The 23,479-nt window shown below is 37.7% G+C and carries 31 protein-coding genes and 2 pseudogenes; 25 read left to right on the top strand and 8 right to left on the bottom strand.

The genetic code is table 11. The features are described from left to right. Positions 1-117 precede the first annotated feature (117 nt). Genes C9E89_RS19170 through C9E89_RS19160 form a run of 3 tightly spaced genes read right to left on the bottom strand, consistent with a single transcriptional unit; the run spans position 118 to position 3,334 of the window. Positions 118-1,785, bottom strand: coding sequence for an SNF2-related protein (locus C9E89_RS19170; protein ID WP_033917385.1), 1,668 nt, complete (start codon positions 1,783-1,785; stop codon positions 118-120). Next, positions 1,785-2,153, bottom strand: a complete 369-nt coding sequence (locus C9E89_RS19165; RefSeq protein ID WP_005006108.1) for a hypothetical protein — start codon at positions 2,151-2,153, stop codon at positions 1,785-1,787. Before C9E89_RS19165 ends, C9E89_RS19170 begins: the two co-directional genes overlap by 1 nt. Continuing rightward, positions 2,150-3,334: a SprT-like domain-containing protein gene (locus C9E89_RS19160; RefSeq protein ID WP_031946107.1), complete on the bottom strand. Its 1,185-nt coding sequence runs from the start codon at positions 3,332-3,334 to the stop codon at positions 2,150-2,152. The genes C9E89_RS19165 and C9E89_RS19160 overlap by 4 nt, the downstream gene beginning before the upstream one ends. Positions 3,335-3,992: 658 nt before the next feature. Here C9E89_RS19160 and C9E89_RS23885 point away from each other — a divergent pair. Together C9E89_RS23885 and C9E89_RS19150 are read left to right on the top strand one after the other, a co-directional pair. Continuing rightward, entirely contained in the window at positions 3,993-4,382 is a 390-nt protein-coding gene (locus C9E89_RS23885) for a type I-E CRISPR-associated protein Cas6/Cse3/CasE (protein ID WP_228199073.1), read from the top strand. Between the two features lie 76 nt (positions 4,383-4,458). Continuing rightward, complete coding sequence (locus tag C9E89_RS19150) at positions 4,459-5,541, top strand: hypothetical protein (protein WP_024160740.1); 1,083 nt, start codon at positions 4,459-4,461, stop codon at positions 5,539-5,541. Between the two features lie 173 nt (positions 5,542-5,714). On the opposite strand, the gene C9E89_RS19145 is transcribed toward C9E89_RS19150, so the two are convergent. Continuing rightward, complete coding sequence (locus C9E89_RS19145; RefSeq protein ID WP_024160741.1) at positions 5,715-5,903, bottom strand: hypothetical protein; 189 nt, start codon at positions 5,901-5,903, stop codon at positions 5,715-5,717. Positions 5,904-6,063: 160 nt separating this feature from the next. Between C9E89_RS19145 and C9E89_RS19140 the strand changes: the two genes are divergently transcribed. Further along, positions 6,064-6,408, top strand: a complete 345-nt coding sequence (locus C9E89_RS19140; protein WP_024160742.1) for a hypothetical protein — start codon at positions 6,064-6,066, stop codon at positions 6,406-6,408. Continuing rightward, positions 6,408-6,677, top strand: coding sequence for a hypothetical protein (locus C9E89_RS19135; RefSeq protein ID WP_024160743.1), 270 nt, complete (start codon positions 6,408-6,410; stop codon positions 6,675-6,677). Before C9E89_RS19140 ends, C9E89_RS19135 begins: the two co-directional genes overlap by 1 nt. Positions 6,678-6,756: 79 nt before the next feature. On the opposite strand, the gene C9E89_RS19130 is transcribed toward C9E89_RS19135, so the two are convergent. Continuing rightward, positions 6,757-7,083, bottom strand: a complete 327-nt coding sequence (locus C9E89_RS19130) for an H-NS histone family protein (protein WP_024160744.1) — start codon at positions 7,081-7,083, stop codon at positions 6,757-6,759. 186 nt (positions 7,084-7,269) lie between these two features. Between C9E89_RS19130 and C9E89_RS19125 the strand changes: the two genes are divergently transcribed. From C9E89_RS19125 to C9E89_RS19095, 6 genes are all read left to right on the top strand, one after another. Further along, complete coding sequence (locus C9E89_RS19125) at positions 7,270-8,094, top strand: hypothetical protein (RefSeq protein WP_024160745.1); 825 nt, start codon at positions 7,270-7,272, stop codon at positions 8,092-8,094. 227 nt (positions 8,095-8,321) lie between these two features. After that, complete coding sequence (locus C9E89_RS19120) at positions 8,322-8,750, top strand: hypothetical protein (RefSeq protein ID WP_024160914.1); 429 nt, start codon at positions 8,322-8,324, stop codon at positions 8,748-8,750. After that, a complete protein-coding gene (locus C9E89_RS19115) occupies positions 8,750-9,643 on the top strand; it encodes a hypothetical protein (RefSeq protein WP_107009829.1) in 894 nt (297 codons plus the stop codon). Before C9E89_RS19120 ends, C9E89_RS19115 begins: the two co-directional genes overlap by 1 nt. Before the next feature lie 41 nt (positions 9,644-9,684). Next, positions 9,685-10,110: a hypothetical protein gene (locus C9E89_RS19110; RefSeq protein WP_107009830.1), complete on the top strand. Its 426-nt coding sequence runs from the start codon at positions 9,685-9,687 to the stop codon at positions 10,108-10,110. 93 nt (positions 10,111-10,203) lie between these two features. Beyond that, on the top strand, positions 10,204-10,698 hold the full coding sequence (locus C9E89_RS19105) for a hypothetical protein (protein ID WP_228199072.1): 495 nt from the start codon (positions 10,204-10,206) through the stop codon (positions 10,696-10,698). Between the two features lie 610 nt (positions 10,699-11,308). Further along, positions 11,309-11,845 (top strand): hypothetical protein, encoded by a 537-nt coding sequence (locus C9E89_RS19095; RefSeq protein ID WP_032056393.1) that lies wholly within the window; start codon positions 11,309-11,311, stop codon positions 11,843-11,845. A 103-nt stretch (positions 11,846-11,948) separates the two neighbouring features. On the opposite strand, the gene C9E89_RS19090 is transcribed toward C9E89_RS19095, so the two are convergent. Then, a complete protein-coding gene (locus C9E89_RS19090; RefSeq protein ID WP_032056395.1) occupies positions 11,949-12,404 on the bottom strand; it encodes a hypothetical protein in 456 nt (151 codons plus the stop codon). Between the two features lie 197 nt (positions 12,405-12,601). Here C9E89_RS19090 and C9E89_RS19085 point away from each other — a divergent pair, with 197 nt between their 5' ends. The 9 genes from C9E89_RS19085 (at position 12,602) to C9E89_RS19045 (ending at position 18,662) form a co-directional block, all read left to right on the top strand. Then, entirely contained in the window at positions 12,602-12,814 is a 213-nt protein-coding gene (locus C9E89_RS19085) for a hypothetical protein (protein ID WP_005006071.1), read from the top strand. 69 nt (positions 12,815-12,883) lie between these two features. Beyond that, positions 12,884-13,642, top strand: coding sequence for a Fic/DOC family protein (locus C9E89_RS19080; RefSeq protein ID WP_005006069.1), 759 nt, complete (start codon positions 12,884-12,886; stop codon positions 13,640-13,642). Between the two features lie 144 nt (positions 13,643-13,786). Next, entirely contained in the window at positions 13,787-14,350 is a 564-nt protein-coding gene (locus C9E89_RS19075) for a hypothetical protein (RefSeq protein WP_005006063.1), read from the top strand. A gap of 43 nt (positions 14,351-14,393) precedes the next feature. Then, complete coding sequence (locus C9E89_RS19070) at positions 14,394-14,924, top strand: hypothetical protein (RefSeq protein WP_005006061.1); 531 nt, start codon at positions 14,394-14,396, stop codon at positions 14,922-14,924. Positions 14,925-15,174: 250 nt separating this feature from the next. Next, a complete protein-coding gene (locus C9E89_RS19065; RefSeq protein ID WP_005006057.1) occupies positions 15,175-16,017 on the top strand; it encodes a hypothetical protein in 843 nt (280 codons plus the stop codon). Positions 16,018-16,029: 12 nt separating this feature from the next. Then, the gene (locus C9E89_RS19060) at positions 16,030-16,344 is read left to right on the top strand and encodes a hypothetical protein (RefSeq protein WP_005006055.1); all 315 of its coding nucleotides are present in this window, start codon (positions 16,030-16,032) and stop codon (positions 16,342-16,344) included. 72 nt (positions 16,345-16,416) lie between these two features. Beyond that, positions 16,417-16,893: a hypothetical protein gene (locus C9E89_RS19055; RefSeq protein ID WP_005006052.1), complete on the top strand. Its 477-nt coding sequence runs from the start codon at positions 16,417-16,419 to the stop codon at positions 16,891-16,893. Positions 16,894-17,068: 175 nt separating this feature from the next. After that, positions 17,069-18,166, top strand: a complete 1,098-nt coding sequence (locus C9E89_RS19050; protein WP_005028536.1) for an adenine nucleotide alpha hydrolase family protein — start codon at positions 17,069-17,071, stop codon at positions 18,164-18,166. 157 nt (positions 18,167-18,323) lie between these two features. Continuing rightward, positions 18,324-18,662 (top strand): hypothetical protein, encoded by a 339-nt coding sequence (locus C9E89_RS19045; protein ID WP_005006049.1) that lies wholly within the window; start codon positions 18,324-18,326, stop codon positions 18,660-18,662. Between the two features lie 69 nt (positions 18,663-18,731). Here C9E89_RS19045 and C9E89_RS24110 read toward each other — a convergent pair. Further along, a pseudogene (locus C9E89_RS24110) lies at positions 18,732-18,869 on the bottom strand (excalibur calcium-binding domain-containing protein); the annotation flags it as partial. A 183-nt stretch (positions 18,870-19,052) separates the two neighbouring features. Further along, positions 19,053-19,229, bottom strand: a pseudogene (locus tag C9E89_RS24105) (cold shock domain-containing protein); the annotation flags it as partial. A gap of 151 nt (positions 19,230-19,380) precedes the next feature. Here C9E89_RS24105 and C9E89_RS19035 point away from each other — a divergent pair. The 6 genes from C9E89_RS19035 to C9E89_RS19010 all read left to right on the top strand — a co-directional run bounded on the left by C9E89_RS19035 (position 19,381) and on the right by C9E89_RS19010 (position 23,455). Next, positions 19,381-19,815, top strand: a complete 435-nt coding sequence (locus C9E89_RS19035; protein WP_005006045.1) for a DUF6573 family protein — start codon at positions 19,381-19,383, stop codon at positions 19,813-19,815. A gap of 72 nt (positions 19,816-19,887) precedes the next feature. After that, the gene (locus C9E89_RS19030; protein ID WP_005006043.1) at positions 19,888-20,376 is read left to right on the top strand and encodes a hypothetical protein; all 489 of its coding nucleotides are present in this window, start codon (positions 19,888-19,890) and stop codon (positions 20,374-20,376) included. Between the two features lie 200 nt (positions 20,377-20,576). Beyond that, positions 20,577-21,107 carry a hypothetical protein gene (locus C9E89_RS19025; protein WP_005028543.1) on the top strand — a complete coding sequence of 177 codons (531 nt, stop codon included), beginning with the start codon at positions 20,577-20,579 and terminating at the stop codon, positions 21,105-21,107. Positions 21,108-21,327: 220 nt separating this feature from the next. After that, the gene (locus C9E89_RS19020; protein WP_033917500.1) at positions 21,328-21,969 is read left to right on the top strand and encodes a hypothetical protein; all 642 of its coding nucleotides are present in this window, start codon (positions 21,328-21,330) and stop codon (positions 21,967-21,969) included. Positions 21,970-21,981: 12 nt separating this feature from the next. Continuing rightward, the gene (locus C9E89_RS19015) at positions 21,982-22,815 is read left to right on the top strand and encodes a hypothetical protein (protein ID WP_024160764.1); all 834 of its coding nucleotides are present in this window, start codon (positions 21,982-21,984) and stop codon (positions 22,813-22,815) included. 31 nt (positions 22,816-22,846) lie between these two features. Continuing rightward, a complete protein-coding gene (locus C9E89_RS19010; protein ID WP_024160765.1) occupies positions 22,847-23,455 on the top strand; it encodes a hypothetical protein in 609 nt (202 codons plus the stop codon). The last annotated feature ends 24 nt before the right edge of the window (positions 23,456-23,479 follow it).

Genomic DNA, 23,479 nt, shown 5'->3' with positions numbered 1-23,479 from the left:
ACGTGCGCTTGATCAACATTCGTTGTATAGCCCTTTCCGTTAAAACCAGGCCACCCAATATTTGAGCCGACATTATGTCTAAAACAAGCTAGGTAAAGTTCAGTCATAAAGTTTCTCTTAAGCTACTTTCTTATTCAGTATGTGTTCGGCTAAGCGCTTGATACCGCCACCGTCCGTAATTAAATGTTCAAATAATTCGCCATTCGGGTTTTTAACTCCTTCCAACTGGCCTTTTTTGATGCCTAAGACATCAGAAATAATTGGATCTGAACCCGAATCAGCCAACAAGTAATATGCCGAGATCTGTTTGATTTGACCGTCACGGTCTAAGCGACCAATACATTGATCATGAACACCAGGCGACCAATCCAACTCACCAAACACAAATGTTTTGCATTTTGAGTGGTACTGCAAGCCATCAAGCCCGGCAGATGAACGTAATGAACTAATGAAGACTTTGCTTTCATCATTCAAGAATGCTTGTTTAGAACGTTCCTTAGCTGCAGGTCCTTCCGTACCTGTATACATAACAGGATTGAATTCAGCCAAGCGTTCTAACCAAATGTTGTACACATCTCGATGCCAACCATAAAGCATGACTGATTCACCAGACTCAACAAGCATACGCACGAACTCAGCGACATACGGCGCTTTGGCGATACCTGTTGCTTGGCGCATCATAATATTGAATTCTTCTGTCGCACGAAGCTTTTGCCCTTGGAATTCCTGAGTAGAGCTTAAAATTACTTTTGCCAGTTCCATTGCCTTTCCCTTAATTTGATCCAGTACTTTAGGATCGCTTTCGACATATTGAGGGATGATTTGTACTGGCGGTAACTCTCGATTTACATCTGCTCGAGTACGGCGCAACATTAGACCTTCATCACGTAAAAACATCCCAAACGCTTTAGGATCATTAATACGTTTTTCTTGTGAACACCACTCACGAGCGAATTCAGTAGCGGTACCTAAGCTATCTGGACGCAATATTTCAATGATGTTGTAGAATTCATCACCGTAGTTATAAATCGGTGTAGCTGATAGACCGAGGCGTAATTCAGCTTGGTCACTAATGAGTTTAGCAGCGGAATACTTTTGCGATGTATAGCCAGTCCGTAACTCTTGGATCTCGTCAAACACTACGTACTTAATCTTTCCGGCAAGATATTCAGCCCAACCGTTCAACTTTGAATAACTGGTGATAATGACATCGGGTGCTGCTTCACCTTCTTTGTGCAATGGATAAGGCGATGCTTTCTTTAGGATGTGACATTTTAGGTGCGGAGCAAAGCGTTCAATTTCATTCTTAATTTGCATTGGAAGATGTGTCATTGTCACAAAAAGCGCCGGGAGCGATTCAGGTAGAATCATCGGACATATTCCACTCGCTGTTTTGCCAAGGCCCAAATCATCCCCCAAGAGCAAACCTTTAACATTAAGTAGTAGATCTGCAGCTGCTCTTTGATACTCATATGGAGGCACAGCAAGATCAAATGTTTTGATCGGACGTTTATAGTCCATCACATCCAAAATATCTTCTTTTAGCGACACATAAGCCTTAGATTGCGCTTTCATGTATTTAAGATCATCAACACGCATTGGATAACGTTCAATAAACCAAAGTAGGTCGTGACAATTAGACGGCGTATCGCTTAACTCAATAAATTTTGATGCATGTTGGCTGACTTGTGGGAATACACGCTTAAGTCGTGTTTTAACATGTGGTTCACATTCAATGTGCCAGTTTTTTTCTTGACGAGAAATGGTGCCGTAAGATTTAGACATTAGAAGACCCCCACTAAAATACGATGGCGGTAAATAAATTTATTGTTCAGTTGGATTGGAATGTTATTCACCCAATACGGTGTACCAACCACATAGAGCGCTTTTATGCTGTCATGGCTTAAATAACGATTGATCTGACGCAATAATGCGTTACGTGCACCATCTATTTTTAATTCAACACCCACCTTGCCGACATCTAGCTCAACAGTAAAATCAATGATGTCTTTATTTGATAGACGAACCTCACGTTCATACGGAATCTCATTGGCAATAAACATTTGCTCAATCGCGAGTTGTAAGTCTTTTTCGTTATAAAAACGGTATTTGTGTGAAGAAAACAGAATTCCAAGCTCTTCAATCGTTTTCATTCTGCATCCCCTTGGTCAGCTTTAGCAGCCTTTTTGTTTTTCTTCACCTGGCTTTTATCAATGGATTTTGACGGTACCAGTTCAACTTCACATTCAGTACACGACAATCTAAAAGTAGGACTACACGTTGCACCACGGCCACACTCAGGACACGCAAAAGATGCCCTAGTCTGTTTCTTAGGCTTAGGCTCAGGCTCTTCAAAATTGGCTAAACCAAGCTCTTGATAGAGTGTTTCACCGATCATAGTTTCTTTGAGTACAATAAACTCGTTATCATCGCCGTTTGGTTGTTCACCCTTATAAAGTTTAACAATCTTAGGTTCTGGTATTGGTTGGTCGTCATCATCTAGCGGACCTTCATCAAAAGCCGTTGGATAATAACCGCCAAGGTTTGCAGCGGTATTTGATATGTCGATTAGTCCGATCGCTACATCAAAGGGATTCATTGTAGTGGGAGTCGTTTCCTCTTCTTCATCACTTGTTGGGGTGGCATATCCAGTGAGGGTATCTGGTGCTTTTGACGGTTCGGCAACTGGCTTCTCTTTTTTAGGTGATTTCAAAGCTGAATTGATTTCATTGCCAAGTAAGGCAATATGAAATAGCTTTGGAGAAGCAGTCGGAATGGACTCCAACAACTGCACTTGCTCTTGAATCATTTCAAGACTGGAAATCGTTTTGGGTGCGTACTTGTCATACCATTTGATGATACGCCCTTCATCGACAAGCTCATTGCACACTTGAATAAACAAGCCATCAGGTACAACGATTTCGGTCATCTTCTCGCCTGTCGTGCGACCTTCTTTTGTGCCGTCATCAGTCATAATCAAACCGATCTCAAGCATAAATGTCGCAAACTCAGCATTGTGATATGAGCGTTTAGATGGCTCACCAAAAATGCTTTGTTTCATATGACACATCTCATGTGCATAGCATTTAAAAATGTTAAGCAATGGTTGGGTGCCAAAGTAATCAGGGTTAAGGGCCAGTTCGTGCGTATACGCCGTATCATCTTCTGTCGAAGCAAATCTATTCTCAGACCAATAACCGGTATTTTTGTTGATACGTTGAAGCGTAATCAAACAATCTGGTAATTCATTTTTGAATAGCCTTTCATTGAAACGGTCATACACCAACTGCAGTTCTTCATAAAACTGCAACGTAGTTCTATTCTTTATGTTCATTTTTCAGTCGTCCAAACAGGATCAAACTAGGTGTGGATTGTACAAAACAACGTTTAAAGTTTACGCACAGCTTAAAATACAGTCAATAGTTTAAAATAATCAGCAAAGCATATATTTTTTTAATAAAAAATTACAACACAAAAAATAAGTATCATTAAAGTGTAGGTTTAATAAATTGTGGTTGGTTTTCATAATATGAGTGTTACGCTTTACTTCCACACAAAACTGGTGTTCCTATATCAATTTTGAGGGTTTTAAGTATATTATAAGCCACTTTTGTTAAATGCACATAGAAGTTACTTTTAGCGTTTATAAATGCTGAATAATACCCTTATTGTCAATAAGGCGCTATTTAAAGGCAATGGTTCTTAATAATGCTGTTTATAGAAAACTGGATATCGAAATGAGTCTGAATAACATAAAACTAACAGCCAATTGTTTTGCCCTTACACATCCTGAAAATGAAAAGAACTTGTTCAAGTACATTTTTAGAGAAATGTTTAAACGAAATAAGGTCGAGACATTCTGTTCCGCAAAAGTCATATTTTTTACAGATGGCAAGCACATCTATTTAAGAACGTGCGTATCGGACGTCAAAATCCCAATGGCCAAAGAATACATTGAAATTTCGCACGGTCAGCAAATCACTGGAAAAATCATGGTTCCTCTTAACCGTGAATGTAGCTTTAACCGCCAAGAAATTGAAGAATACATTTCGGTCCACGGCGAAAAACCCAAAGGCAATTCAGGTAAGAAGCGTAAAAATCTAACTGGAGATGAAGCAGCCGAATTCACCAAAAACGCTCTTAGTAGCAAAGGTCTATTGGATGTCACTATAATTGAGCAACAATGTGGACCACAGCTCAGCATTTTGAATATTCCAGTCCAGACCATAGATATTTCATTTAGTGCGACTGTTGGGGATTTAGAGATATTTAAAACAGCATGGCTCAATGGTATTGGTCGTGATAAAACCTACGGCTTTGGAATGATCCGCTTAGATGGTACTTTGTTTACACCGCCTTGTAATAATAGTGCTCACGCCTAATCGAAAGGACTTTTAAAGTCCTTTTTTAAACGAAATTTTTCAGATATTGATCTGATGTAGATCCTGGTTGCTCAACATGAGAAATAAAGATTTAGATCCAAAGATAGGAATACCACTTAAAGTCATCACAGCGCGATTAGAACATGTGAAGTTTAACCTCAATGGCTTAATGAAACGTGTAGAAGCTTATGCGATCGCACGACAAAACAGTAAAGATCCGCACGAATGCCTAATCAGTGGTGATGAATGGACATATGCTGCACTAGATTGTCGAGATCCTATCTGGCGTGAACGAATGAAACGCACCAGTACCATTATGGGTGTTCAAGCCACTGGCCAAGAAATCCCACTCTCATTTATCAATCAGCTACCTTGCAACATTGGTGAAATCATTACCCTTGGCTCATGGAGCCTAACCAAAAATATTTATCGGTTTGAAGATCAAGTCATTCAAATGCTTGTAAAGACCGAATACAACCGCAGTATCCCCGGTTTCCTATTAAACCTACCTGATATTGCGATCTACGTTCAAACCGACAATGCCAATCTCTACGTGCAAAATGAACAAGTGGTCGGTGTTATTTTTGCGAAAAACACGTTGAACGATCGCAAGGTGCTATTTACCACGGTATATACCGATACTGGCTTAGCAAAAACCATTACCATGCACTTCCCTGATGATGATGATTTTGAATCAACTGTTGAGGACTGCATGACCGATTTCATTGATACGTTTTTTGATGAAAAGAACTTGCCTGATGAACAAGAAATTAACACGTTCATGGAACTGCAGAAGAAGCTAATCAATTTGATTCTATGGTTCAGCCAAAAAGAACCAGATCTCAGACCATTAACACCAGAAACAACACAAGCCAGGCCTAAATTAGAGCTGATTAAGCGTGAATTGCGTTTATTTGAGGCCAATAAGTACAAGCCGACTATTGTTGGTACCGAAACAAATAAAAAGATCAATGAAGCGATCCTAAAGCGCGATGAAGATCTAAAGTCTGGCAACTACAAAGGTACCAAAAAACCACATCCACGGATTCCTCACTGGAACTTTTACTGGTTGGGCAAACGTGGTACCAAAGAAAAATGGGTTAACCATTGGATACCATTTCAGATTGTTGGCGGTGTGCCTAAAGATAAAGGGCTCTAAGGAATAAGTTATAGAAATTTAAATTTCTTACCACTGGTAAATATAAGCATATATGTCAAGTAGAAATGCAAAAGTATTGGATTCCAACACTGATTCCGTAAAGCCAGTAAAAGCCACATGAAATAAGAAAGAGCCCTATGTTGGCTCTTATTTTGTTTTTGTAAATCTCAATTTTAACGCAGCGTGATTTTCACTTTACCAACACACTTTTTGTTTAGTGGGCGATTATTACTATCTACCCGTCTCAAATAGCCACATTGACTACAAGCAAAAGTATCATTACCTGAATCATTCGTAAATTTAAGCCAAATGTGACCATTGCCATCGTCTATATCTGTTTTAACGTATTTATCTAGATTCATGCTTAAACCTCTTAATAAGCTCACTCGATAATAACAATAGTTTTGCTTAGATAGTATTTTTCCAAAAGAAATTATTAGCAGATTTTATATATTTTTTAAGAAAAGTTTTTGAGCGCTTTTATTTATTAAAATTAAATTATTAAGCAAGGAGTTATAAAGCATGGCCAAATCAATAGACCAGTTATGGGGTGAATTACAGCAGATTCAATTTGATGAATCTAATTCCCTACCATGCGAATTCCATATCTGGAATAAAGGTGCATATCGCTATCAGATCCTAGATTGGTTTGAAGCAAATTCTGAAAATGGCGTATTAAGCTTGCAAGGCAAAACCTATACAACATTATGGGAAGAGTTTGGCAACACCCCGATAAACAATGATGATGAAATCGAAGAAGACTTTCATCTATGGGGCAAAGGTACAGACCGCTTCATTATCTGGCACTGGTTTGATGATCAATTAGAACACGGTGTAATTAGCTTAATTGAGAAAGGAGTTGCGTAATGGGATTATTTAGTTGCCCTCACTGTAATAGTGATATTGATACTAACGATAAAAAGTCTGGCCATCAGGTGAATGATGTAATTCAAGAAACCTTTTGTTCTGTTGACTGCAGTATTGAATATCTGGTGCATAACTCACAAATGATTGCAGTAGATCAATACGGAAGTTTGCCATTAAGCAATGAAAACCTGAATGAATTCATTGAAGCATTTTCTAATGAGGGTGTTGAAGATGATGTGTTAGAACACATCAAAGCTGAACTTTGTTAAGTAGTCGCGCACGTGCTCTAAACAACACTGACAATTGCATTTAAAAAAAGGGCTTAAATCATTTAAGCCCTTTTAATATTTATACGATAAGAAAACTTTCTAATGTTTTTCCAGATTCAATCTCACGATTTAACCAGGATGGACGTTTACCACGACCGGCCCACACTTCTTTGTGGTTATTCGGGTTGCGATATTTAGGATCTGCTTTAACCACTGGCTTTTTATTTAATTTACGATTTTCGCCGTGCTCATTTAATTCAAGAATAGTTAAGCCTAATTCTTTTGCGATCTCAAACATTTTGAGATAACCGTCATCAAGTTTCTTATTCTCTACTACAACAATTTGGTTTTGTGCCTTTTTAATTAGGTCTTCTAACTGGTCTTTACTTAGGTTTTCAACTTCCATAACTAATCTCGAAAATTTGGATATATCAAATATACACCAGTGCGTTTTGTTTACAACCGCATACGGTAGTTTTAATTGATTAAAATATTCAACTTATTCCATGGCTATTCTAATTTTTAAGCATAAGTTATTCCCACTTTAAATCCATTAATCTAAAAATACATTCAACCTGTTAGGTAAATTAATATGCACAAGTATCTCATGATGAATCTTGCGATTAACGAAACATCAGCACTACCAATTGGTATCCGTATTTGTGATTTTAATATCGGCTTATATGCCTCTAAGAAAATTTCAGAAGTGCCAGCTTTAATGGCATTGGTTAATTACACCCTGTTTAAGTATTCAAGCTATGAGAGTGAAGAACTTGAAGACATTAAAACCTTATTAGAAGAACATGATTTTAAAACTCGCTATGACTCTTGGGAAATCAGCGGTGATTCTTTTTACGTTTTGGGTTTTAAAGAAATTACAAAAGACGAGTTTGAATTATTGCAAAAACTTGACCTGTTGACCGTGGTAGACGAATACAACTACCACCATAAACTTTTGTCGAATCATGGTGAGCATAATTTTGACGAATATTTCAAAAACTTTAACGAGTCTAAAGAGCAAGAAATCTTGAAGCAGTTTAAAGACATTGCATTCAACCTAAAAAGTGATGCCCCTTTAAACTCGACATTTGCTCAAGACGTTATAGAGTTGCTGACTACCTACAAGTTTGGTACAGCTTTAGAACCTATCGACAGCACTCACAGCGATACAAGAAATCGTTCCTACTTTAGCCATACGCTTGAGGGTGACTTCGCATCTGGAGCTATTCAGGTCATTATTTCAAATTACAAAGAAACTGGCGTCAAAAACCCTTATTCAGTGATTGAGCCTTTAAATCTTGAAATTATGCTTGAAGATGAACAATGTTTTGATGATGAATATGCAAGTCTCGTTGTTGAATGCGAGTATGTGTTTAATCTTATTAAGACCGACTTATACACCAACACTTTTGAATAAACCAAGCCTTTAAGAGAGAAATCTCTTAAAGTTGCGCTTAAAAACGTAAACGATGTTTTTTTAATTGATTAAAAAAGGTTTTGAATTTTTAGCGCTGCAATGGCGCTCGTCATTATTAATTCTTTCTGGATGCTTAAATAAGTATTTTTTAAAAAAACTTTATCCGTTCATATTCTTAATATAATGAAACCTAATCAAGCAAATAGCTTAAAACTTGGAGAAAGCTCATGAATTTAAACCGTAATTTTTGCCCGATCGATTTTAACGAAGTTTACGGCAGTACTGACAATTTACCTTTGTTTTTGGTTAAAGCGTCACGCCAGGATTCTAACGATGACGAGCATAGTGAGTATTTCTTCATTCGAGCACCTCATGAGCACCGTTTAGCTTTCTTCCTTGCCCACATGTTCAAATCACATGTGGATAATGCCCTTTTGACCTTGGAAAACTTGGCTGAAGAAAATTATCAAAATATCCCTGAATTGGAAGAGTTGATGTCTTCATATGGTGTGATTGATGGCGTTGGCGTGGATACACTTTTTGATTTCCGCGCTAAGGAACTCACAGTTGATAAAGCGCTGGAGCTAGTCGAATTCATTGAAATTAACCCACTCAATACTGATATTGTGGGCTCACTATTCTTGGAGGCACTTTAATGAATAGTAGCTTTATCTTAATTAATGAAGCTATGTCGCCTATTCGTAAGAATACGGCGCTTTTGGAAACCCTGTTATCTATGATCAGTACTGCAGATCAAGACCACGGCGACCAAAGCCCAAGCTTCCACATTAATATCCATGCTGGTATTGAATTGCCTGATCATGAAATTGCATATACCACTTTAAAAGGTTTTGCAGAGCTGACCGAAGATCATAATCTTTGTATCTATATGAATCCTGAGCTGTCAGAAAATGGCTTTATGTTGCTATCCACTCAAAACGTGGTACCTGATTGCTATGACAATTCTATCTTTGTAGATCTGTCGAATCAGTTATGCAATTTCTTCAATCAAGAAGTACAGCAGTTAAACGATCAAGCGCAAAAGGCGTTAAAGCTGTTGTTACAGCATAAAATCAATGGAACAGCGATTCGCACGTTCAACCCTGAACAATTGCAGATCTTACAGAAAATCGCTGCATTAGATAGCTTCATGCTCGATGACCAGCGCGATTGGTTTTACTTTTCCGAAGTAGCCATTGATAACGCCTATAAAGACATGAAAAAAGGTTTAGAACTGTTGGTTCTCAATGAAGATATTAAGGATGCACTTAAACAGCTACTTGATGCAAACAACATGGAGTTTTGTGATTTACCAATACTCGTGGTTTTGTATCCCCTACTGGTTAAGTCTGAAGAAAATAACGAACTGGTACAGGCTTGCTTAAGTCATCTCATTGGCAACAACTTAATCAATGAGCCGTTTATTGCTGGTGTACAACTTGAAGCTGGTGCATTTAATAGCGAAATGAACACCTATACTTTATTGCCACACATGAAAGCAGTAAAAGAATTGCTGATAGATATTGAAGCAGATCTCACAAAAGTTTAACCGTTTTACCTGAGCTCATTGCTCAAAACCTTGGAGTTGTTATGGATACTATTGTTCGCGTTAAATCAGTTGGTGTTTTAGGTCTATCATCTAAAATCACGACATTTGTAATCGACATCGAGCTTGATGGCGGTAAATTAAAAATTGAAGATCAATTGCTTCATTTTAAGAATACTTTACGTACAAGCTATCGAGAATATGATGAAAGTTTAGCGATCGTAAACAATAACGCTATACTTTCCAATTTAGACAATGCAGTAAAACCAAACGAATTGCATGCTTTAGTTGATGATTATATCGACTCAGTTTGGGTAACAGATGCCAATAAAAACACCACTCAACAGCGCCGTGCGTCACTTGGTTTGCACAATCCAACGATAAAAGACAAAGGTGTTTTGAAAGAAGCCCTTTTAAGTGAAGTGAAGTTAGCCTACAAAAACTATATCAATCAGAACGTAGAAGCCTGATCAGATCGGAAGTATGTTGCGACCAGCATACTTCTTTTTTTTTGAACCTTAGCCTAGAATCATCCAATATCATCGCTTCATACCAAGAAAATCATGCCATATCTCATATATTTAATGTTCCTTGCGTTTGCAAGCGCCGTAATTTTAGTGAAAAAGGCTTATGGTCTTAACATCCAATTATTTGCAATGGGGATTGTCGTCATCATTGGACAATTGGCAATTTTTTGTTTTATCAACGCAGCGATTAACATCAACAATGAAAAACAACATCGCAATGCCGTCAAAACCTTGCACTATGGCGCTTCATTTTCATTAATTGTGGTCACTACACTGGTCTATTTATATAAGTATGTGTTGCACAAACAGGAATATTTGACCATGGCAATTTACTTTTTAGGAACGTGGTTTGCAATCACCCTTTTAGACTCAGTGTTTAAGTTGATCAAAGTTGGTATTTTTAATAGCAAGAAAGACAGTGCTGAAGTTGTGAACTCAACGCGTAAAGTGACGGTAATTACATTAGCGATCTGTATGTTTGGGTATTACTTATTTAGCAAATATGCATTAAACATTAACGTACTAAACTAGACATCTTGTAAGGAAAACCGCACCTAATACACAAGCGCAATAACCAGCAAAAAAGAACATCCTTTTAATTATTACGCTAATCTTTTCCGTCACAGCACTGTTATAAACAAAAAACACAATCATAGACATTAAAACGATCGTGCAGGCGAATAAGGTAAAACCAATTAAATAAGTAAAAGCAAAGTCAAAGTTTAATACCACTGGAAAACCAATAGATACAGCCATTAAAACTATTGTACTTGATGCATTCATATCTTAAAGCCCATCTAGCTACTGGCTTAATCGTAGCGATAAATAAGGTTTAAAACTGAAACTTTATGATTGAGATTGGTCAATGCACATTACCAAAATGTGCTTGGTATATACCAGAAAGCAAAGAACCAGACGCAAAACGCCTGGCTCTTTAAAATTGAAAGGTGAATAAAAAAACACAAAACACTTGAACGCATTTCTTATTCAAGGTCAGTTTAATTAGATTTTTTGCCATTGTCTATGTAATGTAAACGTGGACAGCATTAAAACAATCTATATTTTTTGAAAAAAGTTTTAAAAATGTACAGTGAAATATAATGAATGTATGAGCTCAATGCTCACCATTTGGAGAAATTATATGAACTTTGAAATCTTATCTAAAACAAAAGTTGTCGGTCTACAAGAAAATTCTCTCACCTCTTTTCAAAATTTTATGTTGGAAAATATTGCATGGGATAGCCAAGTCCGTGCTGATTATTACCAGTCAAATAAGAATACTGTACTGCTGGAGCTACCAGTACGTTTACGCCGTGACATTCAAATCGAAAACATCAACGGCGCTTTAGATGCACAAGTTGATTTTGAGCTGATCTACAAGCAAGACCAAGGCAAGTTGGTATCTTCATTGGTCGTTGATACGCAGTACTTGTTATGTATAGATGATCAGGATATTAATCTTTGGTCAATCGACAGCGAACTCAGTTTCTTACAAGAAGCTGACCGCAATCACCTTAAGAAGCTTATGCGTCATTGTGATGATCGTTTCCATGCGTGGATGCGCGAGATTAAGTCTTACTTCAATCGTTTGACAGTACAGCCGTTGCATCTTGATATGCAGATCAAAATACGCAAGATCGTAGGCTATACAGCGGTGCTACCTAAGACCTTTCCATAAGGTTTTAGGTGCCAGTATAAAAACAAATAGACCGCAATTAAGCGGTCTATTTTTTTTGCCTAAAACGGCGTTAACAGATCTATGTAATATTTAGCCCTTAAAACTATTGGCAAGTATCTGAATAACGCTCAGCACTTCCAAAGAATGATTTACCCTGATTGTCCACGATGTCTACATACAGATCTGGTTTAACTGGAGCATTGGCGAATACAGAGCAATAAAACGGATGAATCTTTTCATTCACAAAGCGGTTTAAAGAGTCAGTTTCATCAGAAGAGTATTTATCTGCAGTTTTGCTAGACATCTGAACGTTCATATTAAAGTGTTTTGAATACTTCACTTTTTTAAGTACCGCACCAGTTTCAATCTGGTACGGTGTTTTAGTGTTAAGCAAACGCTCAACTTTAAGTTTGTTTTTAGCAGTAGGAGAAAGCGCAACAGCAGATTTTAAGCTGTTTGTATTCAGGTTATTTAAAGAACCATTAGCTAAAACAGCGCACGACATAGACACTGAGATTATTGCAACTGCAGATAGTTTTAGTGTTTTGAATACGTTCATGTTTAACGCCTTTCCTGTATATACTTAAAATATATACTTAATATACGATATTTGATTTTTTTGGAATTTTAATCTTATTTGATTTTGTTAATCGGTATATACCAATAAGATTGTTTATACGCAATTTAGCAAGAATCGCCCCCTTGTTTGGGGTTACAATTATTGTAATTTACAGATTGTTGATACAGGAAACCGATATGTCTGAAGAAGTAAAATACGAAGACCGTGTACGTGCTGCATACCGTTCTGCTCAAGGCAATGTAGCTCAAGAGTTCTCCCCTCACATTGTTAAAGCATGTGAAGCATCATCAAACGCACGTATGGAGCGCTTAGCAACTGGTCAAACAACATTTGACGAGGAAGAAGCTGCATTGATGAAGAAATGGAATGCACTTAAAAACAAAGCCTAATCATCGCGAATACAACCTAATCTAGCTTACAGCGGATTACCAAACCCAATCACTCATAAGTAGAACAATATGGACGATAAACTTGAGTTTTATTTAGATGCGAAAGACATCTTATCTCAACCTACCAGTTGCCAAGCGCAAGGCGACTATAAAAAGGCACTGGAAAAAGAAATCACGGAACATCGAATAGCGAAAATGGAAATTTCGCCGTTACGTGGCAATTACGATCTCGACCACCTCTCTAAAATCCATGAAAAAATCTTTGAGCATATTTACGATTGGGCTGGAGAAGTGCGTCTGGACGACATTTCTAAACGTGCGATCGACCCGAACGGTAATTATGAAATCGGTCATTTCCTAGATAAAAACCTGATCCCTGATGAACTGAATAAGTTCTCACAGGCGGTTAAAGAAAAAGACCACCTGAAAGGTTTGGACAAAGACCAGTTTGTGCAAGAGTTCACTCAGCTTTATGCCAAGTTAAATGAAGCTCACCCTTTTGAAGAGGGTAACGGTCGCGCTGCTAAACTGATGATGAACCAGCTGGCGAATGATGCTGGTTACACCATGGTATATAGCAAGGTCGCCGTATCAGATTGGAACTATGCGTTTAAACGTTCACTGACAGATCAAGAGCTTTATGTCGGTGAAAACTATGAAAACCTAGAACCGATGGAACAAGACCTCTCTTACCTTTTAAAAGTCATGGACAATATCATTGAACCATACGATCTAGTCCTGAAGCTTGAAAATACTGAAGAACAAGAGCAAGAACAGGAAAATGACCAGGATAAATCAAATGATGATGATTCACCGAGTTACGGATAATTAGATTAATCTGTATACGATAGCTTTTAATTGATTAAAAGATTCTTGAAAAAAGAATCTTTTTTTTGAGAAAAATTTATAATGAAGTGACTCAGATTAAAATAAAACCTTAGGAAAATATTGTCCGAAACTTGGAGATGAATAATGAATAACGCAGCACATCAATTTGCAAATAAAGTGGTCGCTCAATACCAATTTACAAACGGAAGTGATTCAAGTCTGAATCATTTAATTATCGGCAACAGCACCGCAGAAATTATCGACACCTTAATTTATATGCTTTTCTCAAGCCATGCTGAAACCTATGACGATGGCGTTGTTTGGTTTAAATCAGTGGACGCAATTAATGTTGAGAAGTCTTACATTACTTACAACAGTCGTGAAAACTGCATTTTTGCTTATTTTGTGTTTGATAAAAATCCATTAATGCTGAAAACAACCACATTGCATATTGATAATGTTTGTTACTTTGGATGTGAAAGCGACACCACCAATAAAACCATCGAATTTTTAGAAAAATTCAAAGTTCGTGTATCCCTTGCTAAAGAGTGCCACAAGTTCAAATTCAATACTGAGCATCATGAAACCTTGATGCATGAAACCATCAAAACCTTAAAAACTATCTATGAAGAACATAACGACATGGATGCCGAAAAGTTATCTCAACACCATGACACAACTCATTTAGTTAACACATTTCTTGCTTAACCGTACACCATACAATAAACAAAACCCGAAAAAGGATATAACAATGCTATTAGGCGCTTTAAAACAATCTCTAAGCTCAGTCATCGACATGAACCGCTACACCGCCCTTTGCTCACATGTGGAGGGTGAAAACTTGCCGTTATGCGCTCAATTTCGTGTACTTAAATATATCTTTGGTGTGCATGGTCTAAGCGCACTTAAAAATTACAAAGAAGTTGAACACATTGACGAAGCCTTTTTGAAAAAACACTTCCTACGCATGATGAACTATGACTTTGAAGCAGTCATATACCTTGCTATGGTCGGCATGCGCGAACTTATCTTAGAAGCTGATGCTTTTGACCATGACGGCGAACAAAACACCCAAAATGAGCTTAAACAAGCATTCCAATACGTTTCAGAAAATGACGTTCGTAATTTTGCTTATGTCACTCACATGGGCTATTCAGAAAAGTATTTCAACTGGAATATCATTCGCCACCAGTCTAAAGATGAAGCGGATAATCCCCTCACCTTTTGGTTATTTAAGAATGCAATGTATTCACTATTTTTCAACTTAGCCAATCGGGAATAATGCCCCAACTCATTAAGAGTATTTAAGTCCGAACTTAAGTACTCTTTTTTTTGCATTAGAAAAATAGACCGGTATATACGCTGTCTAAGCATGGCTTAAAACGTATACGATGATTTTAATTGATTAAAATATTTTAAATATCCTTTACGTGTTTTAGGTCGGTTAATTAATTCCAATAAAGTTATTCATTAGTATTTTTTAAATAAAATGACTCTATCGAAAGCAATTGCTTAAAACTTGGAGTCCTCTAATGCATCAACTAGATAAGCTAAATCATTTAAAAAATATTATTAAGCAAGTACCACATGAACGTTTTGATCTGGACAAATGGCGCACGGATTCAAAAACCGAAAATGTGACTTTTGCTCAGCTTTTACTTAGTGATGCTGATTGTTGCGTCATGGGTTGGGCGACAGCTGATGCTACTTTTAGAAGACTTAACTTCATGTTGTTTGACGGCGTTCCCCTTTATGCGCCATTCCGTGCGAATACTGGTGAGCCATTCACTTATGAAGAACTCAAAACAAATGTTGTTTATCGCGGTTCTGAAGCAGTACGTGAGTTTTTTGGACTCAATTATGAAGATGTCGATCATATTATTTTTGAGAGCAACTACGCTTTTGAAGACCCAATCAAAGACGAGATTATTGATCATATCAACCATGTTATTGATCGTGTAAACATCCGTCCACAAGACCTTGACCATTTGTTATCTAGCTCAATTGTTGCACTGGATAAAGAAGTCCGTGAGTTCACTTTAAATGATGATGAAGTCCGTGAAATATCTGTTGTGGTTGATTGCTTCAATAAGTTTTTCCCCGATGGTGCTTATCTTGAGTTTATTGCTACGGTCAACGTACCAGGTGATTGTGATCCACTGGAATACATCGCCAGCAATTACAACATTAAAGAGCCATTAGCTTTCGTTCCTAAGCCGAATGAAGCATTAGAAGAATATCTGGAAACATACCCGATCGAATATCTCATGCATAACTGGCAAGAGGATTTCATTTCGCCGTATGACGAAATCATTAATCAACGTTTAACGCATATCGCATTGCAAAATTTAAATAACGCAAAAGTAGTTCAATAAGGAAACCTACCCATGAAAATTGAAAATCCGCAATTCGTCAGTGCCATCAACGAACTTGGCTTTTACTTGCCACAGCAAGTACAACAGATACCGAACACCACAGAAGCCGGTTTTCGTGTGTATGTGATCGATACAGCAAAACATACCAACATCGAGGCACTAATTAGTGCTATTGAGAATGTCAGTATCACTTCACAGCCCTTTTATTTTCAAGATGATTACGACATGGGCGTGTTTTTTGAGGGATTTAGTTTCTTCTTGCCTATGCTCATTACACAAGACAGTGATGCACCTTTACCACTGTTCTTAATTCAACTGGATTTGTAAGTCCAACAGCGGTACGTGCGCCAGTATGTACCGCTACCCCTTTTGGCACACCGCCTAAAACTTGGAGCAGATATGAACAAAGCAACGACCGTTGAGCGTTTAGAAAAGCTGATTGAGCTAGTGATCGAGGTCATTCCTGATGAAAGCTTTGATTTCGACATTTGGCGTGATTATGACGCAAGCCATACAGAACAACACACCGATTTCTTTTCAGGTTTCACCACTGAAGAATTGTTAGATAAAAATATTGTAGGATGCCTGATTGGTTGGGCTACGTCTGTCGAGTATTTCCAAAATCTAGGTTTCAATTTTCATGGTTCTGTTGGGCCAATCTTCATGTATGAAAAAATACTCAGCAATGAAGAGCTAAAAGATGCGCCTGTTGTCACTGTACCAGTCGTTTACCAGTGGAAAGCAGTACGTGAGTTTTTTGGCATCACTCAGGAAGATGCTTTGGTGATGTTTAGCTATGACAATTACGACCAGGCCAAAATTGATAAGGACACAATGATTCGATTTATTGAACGCATCATCCAAAAATATAAGTAACCACCGAAACGGCGCAATGCCGTTTTGCTAGGCGTTATAACCGCTTACGATGGATTTTATTTGATTAAAATATCTCGATATTTTTAAATTTTGAGAAAAGTTTTCCCCTGGTACACCCCTCTATACTTAATCCATAGCAAGCAAGGCACAAAGCCTTAAATCTGGAGTAAGTCGAATGAATACAGCGCATAAGTACGATGATCAAGTCATCATCCCCACAATAGCCGGGCAACTGGAGTTGCTGTCTGGTACCGATCTAAACAAAGAACTGGCTGAGCATGTTTTTCATGAAGCACCAGACATCGATCTAAGTATCTATGACATTTTTATTGTCTGCTTAAGTGGCGGTAAGGATTCGATTGCAGCGTATTTACGCTTACTGGATGCTGGAGTAGATAAAAGCAAAATTGAGCTTTGGCACCACAAAATTGATGAAGAAAACCAGCCGTTCATGGATTGGGTGTTCATGGAAAACTATACCAAAGCATTCGCTCAGGCATTCGACACACCATTGTACTTCAGTTGGCTCGAGGGCGGTTTCCTTGGCGAAATGCTCAAAGAAAACAGCTACTCAAAACCCCACTTCGTAGAAACACCAGAGGGCTTAATTAAGCTTGAACGCGATAACAACCGCAGTAAACCAGGCACACGCTTGAAGTTCCCACAACAAGCAGCCAGCCTCATGACGCGCTGGTGTTCTTCAGCGTTAAAGATCGATGTCGGACGCAGAGCATTGAACAACCAAGAACGTTTTGACGGCAAGAACATTTGTTTTATCACTGGTGAACGCCGTGAAGAGTCACCAAACCGCAGTAAGTACAACCAGCTAGAACCGCACCCATGCGACCGTAGAAGCGGTAAGAAAGCAAGACGCGTTGACTGGTGGAAGAACGTGCTTCACTTCACTGAAGAGCAAGTATGGGCGTTACTGGAGAAGTACAAGGTTACGCCACCAGTGCCATATCGCTTAGGTTGGGGCCGTAGCTCATGCATGACCTGTATCTTCAACAGTCCTAAAATCTGGTCAACCATCAGCACCTACTACCCTGAACGCGCTCAGCTGATCGCTGGTTATGAACAAAAGTTTGACTGTACGATCAGTCGCTCAAAGATCGATGTCGTCAGTCTGAGCAATCGCATTGAGCCATTCGACATTCAGGATATGGAAGCACTGGTACAGTCCAAAATTGAAAGTTATTACCTACCAGTGTTCACGGATAACTGGACGGTTCCACCAGGCGCATTCAACAAGGAGGGTTGTGGATCGCTGTAAATTAGGGTGCCATTTGGCACCTTTTTAGGATGAAAACCGCAAGCGATGTTTTTTAATTGATTAAAAATGGTTTGGAATAATTTTGTTTTTGAATAAGTTTTTGACACCACCTGTCAGCATAAAATGATTTTAAACCAATCAATATGAGATGATGTTTATGACAACTTTAAACGAAACAATGCAAAAGTTCTGTAAAGCTAAGGCAATGATGACCTATTTAATGTCTGATGATCCTATCATTGATGAATCTGTCAGCCGTTACGAAAATTGGGCATTGGCTTATGACCTTTTGGTGAGTATTGGACATCTGGATCTAGAACAAGTTGAGCAGATCTGGAATGAAAAAACCCATACCAATTTTACGCTTTGGGGTGTAGTTGGTGAATGCTCAATAGAAGAAATTGTATCGTATGTGACAGAAGAATATGACGCTCAAGCTGTCACACTGGCGCAGATTAATGAATTACAAGACGGTAAAACACTGGCAGAAATCTAAAATCAACCTAAGGAATGAGTTATTAATTAAGTATTAATAGCTCATTTTTTATTGTCTGAAACTATACAACTACCACCTTGAATCATTTTCACAGGCATCGCCATCGCCGTCACCATCCATCATGGTATCTGGGCAGTTTTTCACAAACCAATCAGCTTCTTCTTTAGATCGCATTTGAGAGCAATGCTTACGACCATCGCATTTATAGGCTACTGGCTTTTGATATATAGCATTTGTAGTTTGATTATCTTTATATAGATATTTCTTTAATTGAATGCTACCTAGATATGCCACCCCAATAGCTATGCTAATAAAAATTATCCATAGATATATTGGCAATGGTTTTTGCTTGTCTTGCGTTTGTTCATGGTCGGAATAGTAAACATGGATTGCCCTATTTTTATTTTCTTTTTTAACTACCTCGAAATAAACCTCTCGACCTGGTATTGGCTGTTCACCTTTCTGAAAATCCTTAATATGGAAAAATACATCACCAAAATTACTCGTGGATATAAAACCAAAACCACGCTCAATATTATAATTTTTAATTGTTCCTGTTAGTACCACCTAAAACCTCAAATATATATTAAAAGCTATATTAATTATAATTATTAAACCTGAATAAATACTATCTTTTTTTAAAAAAAAGTTTTAAGGTTTATGGATTTATTATAATTAAAACATCAAAAGCAATTGCTTAAAACTTGGAGTAGCTATTATGAATAATTTTTTCGCTGGTGCTGAAGTCATCACTGTTTTTTCTTTACAAGACGCTTTAGAAGAGGGCGTGATTCTTTGCCTTAGCGATAAAGAAGAACATGCCAAAGATTGCAAACAGTTCTATAAGTTCCCTGTTTATATTACAAGCAACTTGTATAACAAGCACCTGACAGCTGCAAAAGCAATTTTTCCGAATGGTACGGAAGCTGATGCTGAAAAAATCAATGATTTAATGGGATATACCATCTTTGATATGTTGAACATGAGCGTTCGTGGTTCAGTTGCACTTAATGACCAAAGCGTTAAGTTTAAATATGCTCTACAAGATACACCGCATACCTTTTCTGACACCTTAATCACCAATATTGCTACGGTTGGGCCTGGCGTGAATGGTGAGCCTATCATTACTTTTATGATGCCTGAAGACCAATAAACACAACACCTAGCATTGACCAACCAATGCTAGGTTTTTTGAGATCCGAACGTTCATTGAGAGGTATTAAAAATGCAAATGGCTACTATGAAAATTGACAACCTTGACCTATTCGGCTTTGCAAATATGCAAGCAATAGAACAACAAAGAGAAAAAAACGAATTAAAACGTATAGAAACGATGAAGCTTGTCCGTTGTGACTGGTTTATCGCCGTGACATCTACTGGAGAGCTGTTTAAGTACAGTGAAAAAGTACCAGCTAAATATAAGGCGTTTAAAGGCATTAAATTATTCAAGTGCTGGAATGAAGCTACCGCGGATCTCGTGTTAAATGCCGTAAAAGGCGCAATCAAGGGTGATCATTACGAAATACCAGACGTTAAAAAAAGCAAAAAGTTTGCTGTTAATAGCTGGGTAAGAAACATTGATCTAAAGTTTCTACATTTGCCAGTCGGTCAACTCACCAACCTGTACAGGGAACATCAAGAGCGTTTAAGACTGAAGCGTGAAAAAGCCAGACTTAAAGAAAATGAAAACACGTATGACGTAGAACCGCACTAATCACACCCACCAGGAATAAGCACCCATAGCTTATTCCTTTCATAAGATGATGGCCGTAAACGGTGTTTTTAATTGATTAAAAATAACTTGAAATCATGAGCCTATCAGCCGAAATACTTTTACTGAAAAGTTATACAGGCCACATGCACCGATATAATGAATACATCAAAGCTCATTGCTTAAAACTTGGAGATACGACAATGCAACTACAAAAATTTAATACTGGTACTGCTAATGTGCGCCACTTGCTACAAAGCTTCACCCAAGCGTATGACGGTTTACCAAGTTGCGTCATCAATGTGATTGGCTTAGCAACCAAAGCAGATCCGCAGTTTATTTTTAACATTGAACTGGATGTCGTTTTATTTCACCAACATAAGTCACAAGCCTACTGCATTGAAGTCAATGCACCGTTACAGGTTCAAGCCATCGCAGACGCTCACGAATCATTTAGATTCAGTCCTGATGATTCTCATGCATTGATTGAGGGCGAAGTCATGGATGTGGCGATAAATTTACAACACCAAGCCATTAATGACATGATTCAATATGATTTGCTGTCAGATGCAGAACTGGAAAAGTTCAATACATGGAATAAAGGTTTCGCCAGTGCATTACTGACTGAATGTTTTGAAGATGTCGCAGATTTTAATGCGCTGCATAGCTCACATTTTATGGCGAACACTGTTTATTTAAGACTGATTGAGTACTTTAAAAACAACCTGTCATAAGAAACCATTAAACAAATAGAGGGAGATCCAATAAAGGTCTACCCTCTTTTTTTATGCCATTAGATTTAATGACGTATACGATGTTTTTTAATTGATTAAAAAAATATTGAAATTTTTCATTGCCAGTTCCATAAGTAATTTGAGAAAAGTTTTTAAGGGATATTTCACAGATATAATTAATTCATACCTAAGCAATTGCTTAAAACTTGGAGTTGAAGATATGAAAAGCGTACTTGATTTTTTTACAAACCGTTCTAAAACATTAAACATTATTGTGAATCCTGAATTAAATACAGGTCATTCCCTTGCTGATTTTTCGTATAACGAAGAATTGCATCAAGACCTTAATGTATTAACGGTTATTCCGCGTGATCATTACGGAAACTTTCTATCTTTAACCCTTGATGATTGGGGCGTGATTACTTCAAAAGTTCAATTCCCTGAACATCTTGATTTTAATCAATTACTCAGCATTTTTTGGGAAACACAACCCATTTTAGTTGTTACTGACATCGCACGTTCAGAAGTGCATGACAGCGACTTTTTTCAACAAAGCTTGGTCAAGCAAGTCAATCTTGCATATAGCCGAGATATTGCCAGTGAATATGCACCAGAAGATGTTCACTACATCTCTCAATCTTTTGATTTAGATAAGCTGATGCGTTGCGGTGTATATCTGCAAGGTCATTGCTATTCAGCTCATGATTTCGTCATTAACAACCATAACCTATTTGAAAAAGACAGCTTGATTGTGCCTGTTTTTAACATCCACTCGACACAAAAAGAACTGCAACAATTTTTAGTATTTGATCTGCAAGGTAAGTTTTTGGATTGCGTTGTTGGCACTGAAGTTTTGTACTAAGGAATATTGATCATGTCTAAAAAATACTTATTGATTGAATTGAGCTACGAAGCACCAAACAACACCAGTGCTGATGCTGTTTTGCACAATGTCTATATTGATATTAATCACCCTGAAAATCTGGCGATGTTTAGCGAGTCTTGCAAGAATCGCCATGAAATTAATGAAAACCTACCCATTTGCCAGTTAATCACTTCATGGGTTCGATTACTAGGGATCTTCACCATTCTGGACAATACGGATCAGGACAAAGAAACCCCTGTTCTCATTCAACTTGCTGATGGCGGTACTTTATCTATCGATGGTTGGGAAATTCTCGACCAAGAAACCAAAGATAGACGCTTGGCGTTAATGGACATTGAGCCAGATGAAGAACAAGACGTAGACGACCCTATTTTGTTCGCTCATGAGCATTCAGACTCAATCACACTCACCAAAGTCGAAAAGCCAGTAGCAGAAAGTGTATATGTCGCTACGCGTAACTCTTACAGCAACAACTTTGATTTAGTTCTTGAATGTATCTTGAATCCTGAAAAATATTACAGCCTATATCAAGGCTCATATGATGGCACTCATGTTCAAGTGATCCTGAATGACTTGGCACTACTACCATCATGTAAGACACATAAATCAGAAATTGGCGACTATGTAACATGCAATGTACTGGAGCTGTTCAAAGGCTCAATAGATGCGTATGGCGCAGAAAGTGAATTTATTGATTCATTCGTGCAACTCGACATTACACCGTACTTAGATAGCACACTGAAAATGGACTACACCGAATTGCAGTTTAGCTACCAGAGCAACGATCTCATTGCATTTTTTGGGAATGATCCATGTTCTTAACATGGATCTCTATAGAATAGGAGAAAATACAATGTCTGATCATATCTATAATTACATCATCGGCAGAATCGACAAAAGCCGTAAAATTATGGTTCTGGTGAACTACGAATCAAGATCCAATCTGGTGACTCAAGCACAGTTAATGAAAGTCCAATTCCCGAACCTCAATACCTTGAGAATGTTCCTGAATGACTTTGAGCCAACGGAAAAACATGTTATCCATTACTCGAAATACAGTAAAGAAATGCCATCAGGTGCAGATGGATATTTCCTATTTTCAGAACATGACCAACAATGGAATATTTTTGATCCAAAAGTTATAAATCGGTTTGTTCACATACACCAAGAAGCACCAGAGTTCGATAACTACCAAGATTATATCTGTTCTTGTGAAGTCAAAAACTCACCTACACTTAAAGCAAAACATAAAAAACAAGCATTTGTGCAGAAGATGATCTTCACTTCATTGGGTTTTGAGCGTTATTGCCATCATTGCAATGGCTATGAACCACTGGATCGCTTTTATTATCATTCTGATACCAAAACCTATGAAGCAGTTTGCAAGCCTTGTTATGTTCCTCATTACAAGCCTTACAAAATGAAAAAACGTATGACCAGTACGGTTGAAGAATATATTTAATCATTAACTAGAACTCAAAAAGAT

The sequence above is a fragment of the Acinetobacter sichuanensis genome (assembly GCF_003024515.2).
Taxonomy (GTDB): Bacteria; Pseudomonadota; Gammaproteobacteria; order Pseudomonadales; family Moraxellaceae; genus Acinetobacter; species Acinetobacter sichuanensis.
This window is presented reverse-complemented; position numbering and strand designations above follow the sequence as displayed.